The organism is Labilibaculum sp. (genome assembly GCF_963664555.1).
GTDB lineage: Bacteria > Bacteroidota > Bacteroidia > Bacteroidales > Marinifilaceae > Labilibaculum.
Map to the genome: position 1 here is coordinate 2,987,808 of NZ_OY761461.1, position 13,552 is coordinate 3,001,359.

Genomic DNA, 13,552 nt, shown 5'->3' on the forward strand with positions numbered 1-13,552 from the left:
TCCCTGAGATATTTGGTGAGGAATTGCCATTGAAATCTGTATTACTATTGAAGCAAAACTCTTATTTAACAATCAGAACCTTCACGGTTTTGTTTATGTCTTCACCTGAAACAGTAAGCAGGTATGTGCCTGTTGCATATTCATTTACATTAATGGAATGACTTTTTTCGGAACTCAACTGAGAAAACAACTGCGTTCCGCCCATTGTAAAAAGACTAATTTGTCTGCTGGAAGAGGATTCAAAATTGAGGTTTAAAATGTCGGACGTCGGATTGGGAAATACTTCAAATTTCGACTCATGAATTGGATTCTCAATTCCTGTAACAGTGCCGTCATCAAAAGAAATCCAATTCAGATTGTGTTCTCCTGATTCAGACAATAAGCGTAAAATTGTTTTGCCTTTCGGGAGATCTATTGTTATGGATTTTGTTTGCCAGGATTGCCATCCATTGGTACTTCCAAAAGAAACAGATTCATTGGAAACCATTTCTCCGTTCACTGAGTTCAAAACAAGAATTTTTGCATTTTTTGCTGTAGCAAACCTGAAATTCATAGTGAAAGTTCCCGCTGCCGGCACATACAGCAGATATTCCAAATAATCACCATCCGAAGCATAGGAAGTGTTTCTCCCTTTTCCTGTGTCGGTACAATCTTCCAACTCAAAGCCACTATTGATCATGAAATTTTCCGCTTCAATTTTTCCAGGTATTTCAAAATGCCTGTTGAAATTATTTTCGACAATTACATTTGCAAAAGACTCCAGTTCTTTAGAACCTGATTCTACACTGTTTCCTGTATAGGAAAGTTTGATTTCATGATTATAAAACAAATCCTTCTCAGTCATTAGAATCATCTTCCGGCTGTTATTCGGATCCAAAATAAAATCTGAAATGGGAACTGATTCTCCATCAACCGTTAATTCAAATTCATTGATATTAATATCGTTTTCAACCGATGTAATTGGCCGATTTACATCAAGAAATATTTCATTATCAATTTTTGCAGAACCGGCTTTTAACAGCTTAAAAGGAACAGCGCTTATTTCGACTGGTTCAATCAATGAAAAATGGTTTACATTCAGCTCACCGCCATCAAACACAAGTTTAATTTTAACCACGCCTTTTGGCAGAATAATGTTATTTATTGTGCTGGTTATATAGCTGGTCCAACTGCCTGTAGAAGGAAGTTCAAACGTTTCGGAAACTATCTGACCGTTTGCCTCAATATGCATAGAGGCTTTCCCGGTACCAGCTGTTCTGATTTCTAATTTATAGGCCGCATTAGCTTCCGAATTAACGGTATACTGTAACCACTCACCGCTTTTCACAAAACCAACATTGTAACCATTGGTTTCCGTATCGTTACACTTCTCAATATCCACACCGTCATTGCGGTATTCCCAACCCTGATTCCATGCCTTATATTCACCGGTATTTAGATGATAATTTGCAGTATCTGTATCGAAATAAGCATAATTGTTTCTGCCCAGATCATAATCGGCAGCAAATATTTTCTGACTTGTAGTATGTGATTTAAATGGTTTTGTTTCTGTCGTATGAGGCTGACGAATTAAAGCATCAATTACATCGTACTGAATGGAACAATTTTCAAATTTGTGATTGTTGGCAAAGGTCATTACCGCACTAAATGCTTCATCCGAAGTCATTGTGCCATTGCCTTTCCACATCTCAATCATTTGTAAATAATCAGCATTCGTTTTAACCTTTAGTATGTTATTAATGCCTGATTTTTTTACCGGCCACCAAGACCATCCCACATTGTTGCTTTCTGCTAATGCCGCCAAGTTTGTGAACCATGTATTGGAATTCTCACCTGTTTCACCCAACCAAACCGGACGATTTTGCTCTTCTCTAAAATCTGTTATCCATTTTAGTGCATTTACATCATTGTATGTCCAATATTTATGAAAACTGTAAACCATGTTATCATCCCAGGCAGGAGTCAAACCAGAAAAATCATTGGCAAAGGAATTCCCTTCAATAAATAAGATGTGATTGGTATCCACCTCACGAATGGCATCGGTAATTTTGCCATACAAATCGCGAATTTTCGAATTGTTGCCCTCGGGAAATGTCCAATTGATCTCATTAATTAGATCATAACCTCCAATCCATGGCTCATTGCTGTATCTTTCAGCAATTTTTTTCCAGAGTGCAACTGTTTTGTCTTTGTTCAATTCACTTTCCCATAAGGATGGCTTCGAAGAATCGTAGTCAGAAATTGCAGCATCTTTCCCTTGTCCTCCTGGTGCTCCATGCAAATCAAGAATCAAATACATCTGATTATCGGAACACCACGAAAGCAAATCATCTATCATGTCGAAGCCTTTGTTTGTCCATGTTATTTCGCCTTGTACAGGTTCATTTTCGATGGCAGGAGTAAACCATTTGTAATGCATTGCAACTCGTATACAATTAAATCCCCATGCAGACATCGAGTCAACATCAATTTTTCCAAAATGATTTGAAAGCCAAACATCATAAAATTCGTTGGTGCGGGTCTCTCCTACTGTTTCAATTAATTTATTTCTGAACTCATGCTGAGTGTTAGCTACATCTGAAGACTGCATCATGTAACCTTCCTGAATCATCCAATTCCCGGTTCCGATACTTCTGATTATTAAATTGTTTCCATTTCCATCAACAATACTTGTTCCATTAACATGTGCAAATCCCTGCGAAAAAGCAGGAGCGGAAAAACTAAGGAGCAAGAATATAAAAAAGGAGATATTGAGAAAAATCTTCATTTTACAATTCCCGTATTTTCCTTCTGATTGATATTCAAGTTGTCGTAACATATTTTTACTATTTAGCAGCAGTTTCATTGGTATAGATTTATTCCTGTTGGATTTGTGGTTATTCGTTAATAACAATTGTTGCAATTGAATGAGCAGGAAGAACAGACAATGCACCTCTTCCTTCTAACCATATTTTAAATTCAAGTTGCTTATCGGTTTGATTCATTGCTACAACAGCAATGCTATTGTCTTCATTTACAAAAGCTGTTGCCAGAATATTGTCATCATTCGAAGAACAAATGATACGCTGTGCACCTGGACGGATGTATTTTGAGAAGTGCCCCAGGTAGTAATAGGAATTCATGTAAGTGATTTCGCCCGTTTTTGTATTTCCGATAATTGGAGCATAACAATAATTGGCAACATGATTCGGACCTCCTTTTTCATCGAGTAAAACATTCCAATCAACCCAGCCCGAAGCCGAATTATTAAGATCATGAATAATTGACTCTCCATATCTTTCTCCCCAACTCCATTCACCCAGCTTACTGTAATCGAACGGGAATACACATCCTTCAGTGAAAATGGTTTTCTTATCAGGGAATGCCTCGGATACAAGTTTCACGTTTTCAAAATGATCTCCGGTATACCAATGAAAACCAGTACCCCAAATATATTTTGAAGCTTCAGGATCATCTAAAACAACCTGAGCACGCTGGTACATTAATCCTCGGTTGTGATCCCAGATAATAATTTTCTTGTCCCCCATTGAACTATTTTCAAGAGTTGGCCCCAGATATTTTTTCACAAAATCTCTTTCTTCCTCAGCAGTAAAAATGCAGGATTCCCAGCGTTGAACTGCCAATGGCTCATTTTGAACTGTAAGCCCCCAGAAATCAATCCCCTGCTTTTTATAGGCATCAAAAAATTTAACGAAATAATCAGCCCAAGTCTGAAAATATTCCGGTTTTAAACTTCCTCCTTCCAACATGTTGTTGTTGGTTTTCATCCACGCAGGAGGACTCCAGGGTGAAGCGAAAAGTTTCATTTCATTCCCTGATTTGGCCAAAGCTTCTTTGATGAAAGGTATTTTATATTGATTGTCGTGTTCTATGGAGAAATTGTCTAAAGCCGTGTCGCCACCTTCTTCCGCATAAGAATAGCTTTCACTTGAAAAATCACAACTATGAATATGAGTACGACACAAACTATAGCCAATTCCCTTTTCACGATCGAAATAAGCCTCTAAAATTTCGCTTTGTTTGTTTTTGGGAAGCTTATAAAAAGTTTCTGCGGCAGCATCAGTAAGTGCACCACCAAAACCTTCAATAATTTGAAAACGCTTTTTTGCATCTAGTATAAGAGTGGAAAAATGTTCTTCCGGCTGATTAAAATCCCCAACCAACAGGCCATCAGATTTTGAGAATCTTAAATCCCCTTCTTTTGCGGTAGTATATTGAATTGCTTTTTCAAGAGTAATCTTATTATTGCTTCGACTATTCGTCTGCAAATTTTGATCTCCATTCTGTTGATTGCTTTGTCCTGCAATTGGATTACATGCATTAAGTATGCCTATGCTAATAACTGCAAATAAAAAATATTTCAATATTGTGCTTGTCATCTATCTGTTTGTTTGATTTTCAAAACAAATATATATGCGCACAATAGGGTAACATGAGTTTGATACCTCTCAAATACTCCTCAAACGTTTACAGACACTACTCAAAACTACTCTAACAGTCGTAAATATCTTATAAACTGATTCTTATAAAAACAATAAATTGCATTAATTTGATGCCAAAAATGGAGATAAACCAAACGAAAAACTTATAAATCCATTAAATATCTCTGTAATGACTCATTGGAATCGAGTTCTAATTTTTTTCGAAGGCGATAGCGGTCGTTTTCGATTGCTCGTGTCGTCTTATGCATAAATTCGGCAATCTCTTTTGAAGAAAGATTCATTCTTACATACGAAGCAACCTTTACCTCAGACAAAGTTAAATCCGGATATTCATTGCGTAACTTACTTATAAATTCATTGTACATTTTATCCAACCGAGGCTCAAGGTATTTCCACTCCTTATCATCGTTGATTTCGTTATCAATCTCATCAATTACAATCTGCAAGCCACTTTTTACTGCAGGCATTGCTTTGGCCGCAAGACCAAGCATCCGATTTTTATAATTGATCAGTACCCTGTTTCTATTTACCGTGTAAAAGGTCAGTTTTTCCAATTCCGATTCAATATTTTCCTTTTCAAGTTCTGTTATTCTTTTTTCCTTTAAAGCCTGTTCCTGCAGGAATTTTATTTTTAAAAGACGCAATCGATAATTATAAGCTGCCGCTGCTACACCAACTATTAAGCCAACAACTAAGAAAATAAACCATTTGGTTTTCCAGAAAGGAGGAAGAACATGAATGCTAAGCTCTGCTATATTATCCCCCCACTTTTTATCATTATTTGAAGCTTGAACTTTAAATGTATAATTTCCATTTTTTAAATTTGAATAAGATACAAAGCGATGTTCGGAATCGGAATCGTACCAGTTTTCATCAAACCCTTCCAATTTATATTTGTACTGACACTTTTTAGGATGTGTATAATTCAAGGCCGCAAATTCAATTGAGAAGACCTTATCGGAATAAGTTAACTCAATCTCTTTGGTGTGTGTAATATCATTTTGCAATTTAACCAGCTGATTAATTGAATCACCCGGTAAAACTTCCTGGTTCTGGATTTTTAGTTTCGTAAAATAAACTTTTGGAATCGTAAGATTTAAGGACAATTCTGAAGGATTGAAAATGTCCAGCCCATTTTTGGATCCGGTTAAAAAAGTACCATCTTGTAATTTAATAAAAGCCTGAGCATTAAACTCATTCGATGATAAGCCATCCGATTTATCAAAAGACATAAATTCCTTCGAATCCTTACTTAGCACAGCAATTCCATCATAGGTCGTCACCCAAATTCCACCGGATGCATCTTCCTGTATACCAAGAATAATCATAGATGGCAAACCATTTTTTAATGTGTATTGAATGCCTTCCTTCTCTTTTTTATTGTATTTAAACAGGCCATTCCCTTCTGTTCCAATCCAAATATTTCCCCACTTATCTTGAAATAAATCTTTAATTACACCCTCGGTAGTAATATTTGAATTTGTACTAATTCTCAATACATTATTAGCTTGCTTGTCGTAAACATATATTCCGTTGCCTTCGGTACCAAACCATATATCTCCATCGGAATCTTCCATAACAGACATCACATTGGAATGATCAATTTTAATCAATTCTCTGGAAGATGGTCCTATATTTTTGAATGTCTCTGTATCTGAATTAAAAAGATCAACACCATTGCCCAAAAGTCCCAGCCAATTTTTCCCCTGACTATCCACCAGAATGGTCCAAACATTTTCGGAGTGTAAACTTAAATTGTTTTGAGAATTCTGATGAAAATGCTTAAAAGATTTCGTTTTATAATCATATATATTTAAGCCGGCGTTGTAAGTACCTACCAGTATATTGCCATTTACATCCTCTGCCAAACTAGTGATAACATTACCCGATATACTGGTTTCATCTGAAATTTTAGAATAAAAATGAGTTAATTTATTTTCTTTGCTGATAACATGTAAACCTGATCCATCTGTACCTATCCAAACATTTCCTTTACTATCCTGTAAAATGCCAAGCACCGATTTGCCTTTAAAAAAGGAACAAATATTATCAGGCAAAAGTTTGTTTGCAAATTTCTTCGCCAGAGGATCATAATATGCTACACCTTTATCGTATGTTCCTACCCAAATTCTGTTGGCATTGTCCTTATATAATGTATATACCTGATTACTTGGCAAACTATTAACATCTTCGTCATCAAAATTCACATAATCAAATGTTTCATTTCGGGTATCCAATATGTTAATTCCTCCCCCATCTGAAGCAATCCAGATTTTACCATCCGAATTTACAATCATATCTCCAGTCAGAACTTCAGAACTCAGACCATTTTTTTTAAAATAAAATTTTGATTTTTTCGATTTCCGGTTGTATTTGCATAAACCGTGCTTGTCAGCAGATATCCATAAATTACCTTCTCTGTCCTCAAGAAGACGCTTTCGATAATTCCCTGAATTTAATTCTAAATTGTTATAGGATATCGAAAAAAACTTACCGGTTTTTCTATCCAGACGCTGAATATCCTTTTCAAAAGTTGCAATAAATAACTGTCCATCGTGAGTCTCCAAAATATCACTTACTACGTAAGAGTTTATACTTTGAGGCTCACCGTTAGGATGATATACTTTAAATGAATCCGTGCTTTTATCAAATAAAGCAAGACCACTGTTGCTGCCTATGACAACTGTCCCATCTTTTAAAACTTTTATTCGATAAATCTGATTGCCTATACCATTCCTGATGCCGTATTTTTTGAATTGATTTGTTTTTGGATTGAATCTATTAACTCCATTTTGATAGGTTCCCACCCAAATAAATCCATCTTTATCTTCAGCAACAGATAATATCCTGTTTCCGGAAATAGAATTGGTATCTTGTGTGTTTCGATATACTTTCACTTCGTAACCGTCGAAACGACAAAAGCCATCCCGAGTACCAAACCACATAAATCCAGAAGCACTTTGCAAAATGCATTCAACATTGTTATGAGGAAGTCCTTGTTCCTTTGTGATCCTATTAAAACTGTATTGGGCAAAGGAAAATTTAAGGCATAAAATTAACAACGCGCTTAAAAAAAGCTTTTTGTTCTTTAAAGTTTTTATCATCGGTAGGTGCTATGAATTCTCAAATATACAATAATTCACATATTTTAAAAACAGACTAAATATCAATTACTTTCAATATATTCTATTTTAGAAATAGGTAGAATAAAATTCACAACAAGCATCTTAATATTTAGATCTGTAATGTGTTGACATTTAAAAGATCACCCCTTTTTCGAGATGATCTTTACCAAAATGAATGAAGATAATACTTCTATTTCCTTCATAAACCAAAAACAATTTAAGTAGTAGCCTCTGCCAATCTCCTTTGATCCAGATCCGTTTTTATAACAACACAAGTTTCGTGATCGATGGTATAGAAGTACAAGAGAATTGCACATGACATGTATAAGATTCCGGGAATTACCGATATCATGAGTTTTATTCCTGTTATGGCAGTTGCTGTTTGCTCAATATTGGGTGTGAATTTGAATATGGCAAGCAACCATCCTGCCAAAGCTCCACCAATTCCCCATCCTGCTTTTTGGGCAAATGTAGCTGCAGAAAAGACCAAGCCGGTTGAACGTCGTCCGGTTTTCCATTCCGAATAATCAGCTGTATCGGCAAGCATAGTCCAAAGCAAAGGCACGGCAGGAGCATAAGCCATTTTTGCAAGGATATTAAATGCATAAATCATTGTCAAATTATTGGCAGCAGGCAAATACAAGCAGATGAAGAAAAATCCGGAAAGCAATGAACTAGCCAAAAACACATTACGCTTACCGAATTTTTTTGCCAATGGTTTTGAAAATGGAATAGCAACAATCAGTGCTACTGTACCAATCACATTAAACAACTGAACATTTTCTTCCTTGCCTATATAGTATTTAAAATAGTATGCAATGGACAAATTCTGCATTGCAAACATGATGAACGAAATAATCCCAACAAAAAACAGAATCATCCAAGGTTTGTTCTTAAACAAATTTCTAAAATCCTCCTTTAAGTTTTCTTTCTGCTCTTTAGGCGGTTGTACTCGCTCTTTTGTCGTTTTAAAAGTAATCATGAATAAAATAAAACTGATAATGGAAAACAGAATTAACGTGTACTGATATCCTTTTGCATTATCGCCGCCCCCAAAATACAGAGCCAATGAAAGGGCGGTACCTGAAACAATAAATTGCCCGACGAATGCAAAAATAAACCGATACGAATTGAGCCCCGCTCTTTCGTAAGAATCCGAAGTAATTACCGCTCCCAATGATGAATAAGGAAGATTTATAGCTGTAAAAACACTCATTAATAAAATATAAGTAACCCCAGCATAAACCACTTTACCCGTTGGTCCGAGATCAGGAGTGGTAAAAGTTAAAACGGCAAGAACACTATATGGCAAAGCCATCCATAAAATGTAAGGTCTGAACTTACCCCAACGTGTATTTGTTCTGTCAGCAATAATTCCCATAATAGGATCACTTATCATGTCCCAAAAACGAGCAATCAGCATAATGGTTCCTGCGGCGGCGGCAGAGATTCCAAAGGTATCGGTATAGAAAATCAGAATCCAGAAACCTACCATATCCCAAACAAAATGGGAGGCTGTATCGCCTAAGCTGTAACCTATTTTTTCTTTTAATGATAATTTTGAGTCCGTTGTATTCATTGTGATATAGTTGTGTAATTTATTGACTCAACATCAAGCCTTTTTTAAAATTAATCTAATGGTTTCTCTATTTATATTATTATCCTAAAGCCGGATGGGCTCTTACTTTTCTCCTTAGATGAGAAAAGTAAGCAAAAGAATCAAGCCTCTCGGAAGCTGTTCGGCTTTTCATGGCAACGGGCAACCCAAATCGCGCCCGATCGGCAGTCCCTGCTCTAATTATTTCAACTAAAATTATTTTCTTCAATTCACAATACTCATTATTAATTGTCAATCTCATAGATATCGTATTTTCTGCTCCACTCAATTTCCTGATCTGGTTTTAGGTTTATATCAAAGAACAATTCAGGACTCACAACATGTTTCCATCCCCAAAGATTTACTTTGTTGGTTGTAAAACTGCCTGTTTCGCTGACACCAATTTTACTTTTGGTATTGATTAATTCCCAGTGAGCATCCACATTCTTGCTTCCCGAAAGGTTGCTGAAAAAGAATTGTTCATTTGGCGTATTTTTAAACGTAATTTCGTTTTGTCCAAGCTCTACTTTCTCTTCAGGATTGACTGTTGCTCCAAATAATTCCGGTTTGATATCAAATGGGAATTTTAAGATGTAATTACTTCCCATTAATTCTTTATTGATGGCTAAAAAATTGTGGCAGTATTCATTCGTAGAAATGATTTTCCCGCCTGTGTTATGCAAGTAATACCGAATAACAAAACTGCTTTCCAATAATTCGATTTCCTTTTTCAGCACATATGAATATCCATTAACACTCGGATAGACACATTCGATGAGTAGTTTATTTGTATCAGTAATGATTTTAAAGTCGGCAGGTTCAGTTTCATAAGCCTTGCTGAAACTGTATTCCCCTCCTTCTTTCTTTAGAGCTCCTACTCCTATTTTAGGAAAGTATTCTCCCTCTTTTATTTCATCAAAGCCGACAGGCATTTCAATGCCAAATTCATTGTAAAAACCTTTGCCATAAATATTTTCAACATCCCCTTCAATTTTTTCTTGAGTACAAACAGGGATTCCTTTAAATTTTACCGAGGTAATTTTACTTGTCCAATCGAATCTGGAAAATTGATAATTTTCCAATGGCAGATCGATATGAATTTCCAGATTCTTATTTTTTAGGATGTATGGCATACTGTTATCTTTTTTAGGCTGACCAATAGTTAGTAAGGGTAAAATTATCAGTAAAAACAATGCTGTTTTTTTCATTCTTATGGATATTGGATTGGACTATTTCGAAACCGGTAAGTTTGTATATTTTTCTTTTACAACAGAGAAAGCTTTTTTCTTGTTCCTGTCAATATCTACTATTTTCGTCGCAAACAAGGATTCTACTCCTATCAAATATTGTAATTGCGACGATTGCAATTGACTTTCATACCCAGGGCGATGCCCCGGGCTATTATATTTAAGGCTTTCAGCCTTATTAATTTTTACCTAACAATAATTGTTTGCAGGGCTTGCGCATTGATCTGTATGTTAACAGAACGATCGCCTAAGGAGATCTTCATATTTTTTGCTTCCTCTTTCATATTCAAAATTACAACAGCGATAGATCCATCAGGATTTTGTGCTGCGGTCATCATTAAATCCTGATCGGATATTTCAAAGCCAATTCGTACTGCTCCCGGACGGATGTATTTGCTGAAGTGTGCCATAGTATGATACAATGGTGTAAAATATACCTCATCCTTTTCAGGATCAACAATCACCGGAGCAAGACACCAATTCTTTGCCCAATTTGGTCCGCCTTCTGTGTCTAGTACCATGTTCCAATCAATCCATCCCTGCACGTAATGATTCATACAACCAATAATATCTCTGGCATAGCGGTAAACCGGTACATATTTTGGATGAAGATGTTTTTGTTCCTCAGGAGCCCAATCCCAACCCCAATCAGTTGCTTCTTTAGACCAATACCACTTGTCATCCTGCCAATGTGGTACTTCAGCATCAGCGCATGCCTCTGTCTGAATTAACATCTTAGTTGGAGCCTTTTCGTGTGTATAATTAAGAATTTCAGGCATATAATCGTAAGTACTGGCATACCAATGAATTGCCATTCCGTCGAAATACTTGGCTGATTCCTCATCTTTGTACATGATATCTGCCCATTCTTTCAGCTCATCGCGATTTTGGTCGTAGCCTAAAATCTTCACATCTTGTCCGTTTGCTTCTAATTTTGGCCCCAGATATTTGCTTACAAAATCCACCATTTCTTCTGGTGTAAAATGCATACTCTCCCAATTATTTCCATTTCCCAATGGCTCATTTTCAACAGTTAATCTCCAAATATCAATGCCTTCCTTTTTATAAGCCGTTATGTATTTTGAGAAAAACAGTGCCCAAGTATCGTAATATTCCGGCAGTAACTTTCCACCTGTCCAAGCATTATTGTCTTTCATCCAAGGGGATGCAGTCCAAGGAGAGGCAAGAATTTTAAATCCATCTTCCGAAACAGCCATAGCTTCCTTAATCATAGGAATAATATCATCCCGATCTTCGTCGATGGAAAAATGCTTCAGCTCTTTATCCCCTTCTACAGGAGCGTAAGAATAATTGCTAACTGAAAAATCGCAAGAATTGATATGTGTGCGAGTTAAGGAATATTTGGCTCCTTCTGATCCAAAATAAGCATCAATGATCAGTTTTCGATTTTCTTTACCCAATTGATTTAACAAGTATGCCGAAGACTCGGTAAATGCCCCTCCAAAACCAATTATCTCCTGAAATTTTTCATCAGGCAACAATTGAATGGCAACCGCATTCTCCACAGCAGTAAAATCGGTTAATTTTTCCAGTTTATTTCCACTTGCAGATGTTTCGTAAACCTCTACCGGCAAACTATTTTGCTTTGTATTACATCCCATCATAATAAGTAGGAATAAAAAGGATAAGTAATATTTAAAATTTTCCATTTGTTGCTTTTATTGTGTTACTCTAGAGTCAAATTCATCGTAAATTAAATTGTCCCTCCCGCATAATTCGGAGTGTTATTTATAAGAAATATTTTTATCAAAAAATCCTAATGCCTTGCAATAACCCTCATTCGGATAACAATTTTCAAACCTGCTATTTTCTACAAACTGCTTTAATACAGCCACAATTTCTTCTCGTTTTATTCCACCAATACTATCTCTCAGAGCCCTTATATTACGAAATGAGCTTCTATCACTTTCGGCGTATGTTATAAAATTGTCATAACCAATAGGTTCATTAAAGTTCATTGGACCACGTGTATTATCCATTTTCTTGTATGGCCAAAAGGTCCAATGAATATCATTCTTATCTAACAGCTCTCTAAAATCTTTAACCCAGGCATCCTCATTCTCACCACTTTCACCCATCAATAATGGCACTTTATATTTATCTCTGAAGTCTACATATTGCTGTATTTCCTTTTGTTCAGGTGGCATCCAGTACTTATGAAATGTATAAGCTAATTGATCATCAAACGGTTCAGAAAACACAGAGAAATCTGTCTCCCAAACAGCTCCTCCTAAAAATACAATATGATTACTATCGACCTCTCTTATTGCTTTGGTAATCTTTTTATACAGCGGCTCTAAATATGGTTTTAAATTATCATCATCAAAATATTGAGGGATGGGCTCGTTCAAAAGGTTATACCCTATAACAGCAGTATTATTTGCATATCTCTTTGCAATTTTCTGCCAAATATCAGCGACCTTTTGTTTCATTCCTTCATCCACCATTAACCAAGGATAGCCATCACTGTTGTCTATATTATCACCTGTTTGACCTCCTGGAGCTGCATGCATATCCAGCAATACATAAATATTGTATTTCTCACACCAACTAATGGCTTTGTCCAAATATTTATAACCATGCATATCTCTTCCCAAAAAATCATCATGAGTCAGTAAGCGATAATCGAATGGTAAACGGATCATATTTACTCCAGCTTCTGATAACCATTTTATATCGGCCTCAGTGATGTAAGTCTCCAAAAAAGAGTCCCAAAAAGCCGTAGCAGCACTATCCCCGATCAATTCGCGTATGCTTTGGTCTATTTGGCGTGGAGAGTTACAATCTTTCAATTTGAACATATAGCCCTCTGGTAATAACCAATTTCCCAAATTCACCCCTTTTAGGTGCAATAGATCACCTTTCGCCGAGTAAATATTTTCACCATCCACATAAACGAATTTTTTTTCTGCTTTCTGACAAGATGTAAACAGCAATACTAAAATGAAGAATATCCAGATTTTCGACATCATATTTATTGATTTAGCATCGTGTACAATATTCATATTTTTCATATCAAAATTTGTAAATCTCCTTGTTTTTGAGAACCTTATTTATTTGATGAAATAGATAGAATTAAATTCACCTTAAATGAATTGTCATTCACAACTATTCAACTAA

Annotated in this window: 8 protein-coding genes; all 8 read right to left on the minus strand. The window is 35.9% G+C overall.

Annotated elements, in window-relative coordinates; translation table 11 throughout:
- Positions 1 to 61 precede the first annotated feature (61 nt).
- The gene (locus tag ACKU4N_RS11950; RefSeq protein WP_321316549.1) at positions 62 to 2,818 is read right to left on the minus strand and encodes a carbohydrate-binding protein; all 2,757 of its coding nucleotides are present in this window, start codon (positions 2,816 to 2,818) and stop codon (positions 62 to 64) included.
- Between the two features lie 58 nt (positions 2,819 to 2,876).
- Positions 2,877 to 4,379: a glycoside hydrolase family 30 protein gene (locus tag ACKU4N_RS11955; protein ID WP_321316550.1), complete on the minus strand. Its 1,503-nt coding sequence runs from the start codon at positions 4,377 to 4,379 to the stop codon at positions 2,877 to 2,879.
- Positions 4,380 to 4,585: 206 nt separating this feature from the next.
- Positions 4,586 to 7,546, minus strand: coding sequence for a two-component regulator propeller domain-containing protein (locus ACKU4N_RS11960; RefSeq protein WP_407937224.1), 2,961 nt, complete (start codon positions 7,544 to 7,546; stop codon positions 4,586 to 4,588).
- 238 nt (positions 7,547 to 7,784) lie between these two features.
- A complete protein-coding gene (locus ACKU4N_RS11965; RefSeq protein ID WP_156195805.1) occupies positions 7,785 to 9,146 on the minus strand; it encodes an MFS transporter in 1,362 nt (453 codons plus the stop codon).
- 79 nt (positions 9,147 to 9,225) lie between these two features.
- Positions 9,226 to 9,426: a hypothetical protein gene (locus ACKU4N_RS11970; protein WP_321316552.1), complete on the minus strand. Its 201-nt coding sequence runs from the start codon at positions 9,424 to 9,426 to the stop codon at positions 9,226 to 9,228.
- The gene (locus tag ACKU4N_RS11975) at positions 9,410 to 10,372 is read right to left on the minus strand and encodes a hypothetical protein (RefSeq protein WP_321316553.1); all 963 of its coding nucleotides are present in this window, start codon (positions 10,370 to 10,372) and stop codon (positions 9,410 to 9,412) included. The genes ACKU4N_RS11970 and ACKU4N_RS11975 overlap by 17 nt, the downstream gene beginning before the upstream one ends.
- A 224-nt stretch (positions 10,373 to 10,596) precedes the next feature.
- Positions 10,597 to 12,081 (minus strand): glycoside hydrolase family 30 protein, encoded by a 1,485-nt coding sequence (locus ACKU4N_RS11980; RefSeq protein ID WP_321316554.1) that lies wholly within the window; start codon positions 12,079 to 12,081, stop codon positions 10,597 to 10,599.
- 75 nt (positions 12,082 to 12,156) lie between these two features.
- On the minus strand, positions 12,157 to 13,446 hold the full coding sequence (locus tag ACKU4N_RS11985) for a glycoside hydrolase family 5 protein (protein ID WP_321316555.1): 1,290 nt from the start codon (positions 13,444 to 13,446) through the stop codon (positions 12,157 to 12,159).
- Positions 13,447 to 13,552: the final 106 nt, after the last annotated feature.

Excerpts from the sequence above, each read along its gene's own strand:
- ACKU4N_RS11950 (WP_321316549.1), bottom strand. The coding sequence starts at position 2,818 with ATGTTACGACAACTTGAATATCAATCAGAAGGAAAATACGGGAATTGT.
- ACKU4N_RS11955 (WP_321316550.1), bottom strand. The coding sequence starts at position 4,379 with ATGACAAGCACAATATTGAAATATTTTTTATTTGCAGTTATTAGCATA.
- ACKU4N_RS11960 (WP_407937224.1), bottom strand. The coding sequence starts at position 7,546 with ATGATAAAAACTTTAAAGAACAAAAAGCTTTTTTTAAGCGCGTTGTTA.
- ACKU4N_RS11965 (WP_156195805.1), bottom strand. The coding sequence starts at position 9,146 with ATGAATACAACGGACTCAAAATTATCATTAAAAGAAAAAATAGGTTAC.
- ACKU4N_RS11970 (WP_321316552.1), bottom strand. The coding sequence starts at position 9,426 with ATGAGATTGACAATTAATAATGAGTATTGTGAATTGAAGAAAATAATT.
- ACKU4N_RS11975 (WP_321316553.1), bottom strand. The coding sequence starts at position 10,372 with ATGAAAAAAACAGCATTGTTTTTACTGATAATTTTACCCTTACTAACT.
- ACKU4N_RS11980 (WP_321316554.1), bottom strand. The coding sequence starts at position 12,081 with ATGGAAAATTTTAAATATTACTTATCCTTTTTATTCCTACTTATTATG.
- ACKU4N_RS11985 (WP_321316555.1), bottom strand. The coding sequence starts at position 13,446 with ATGAAAAATATGAATATTGTACACGATGCTAAATCAATAAATATGATG.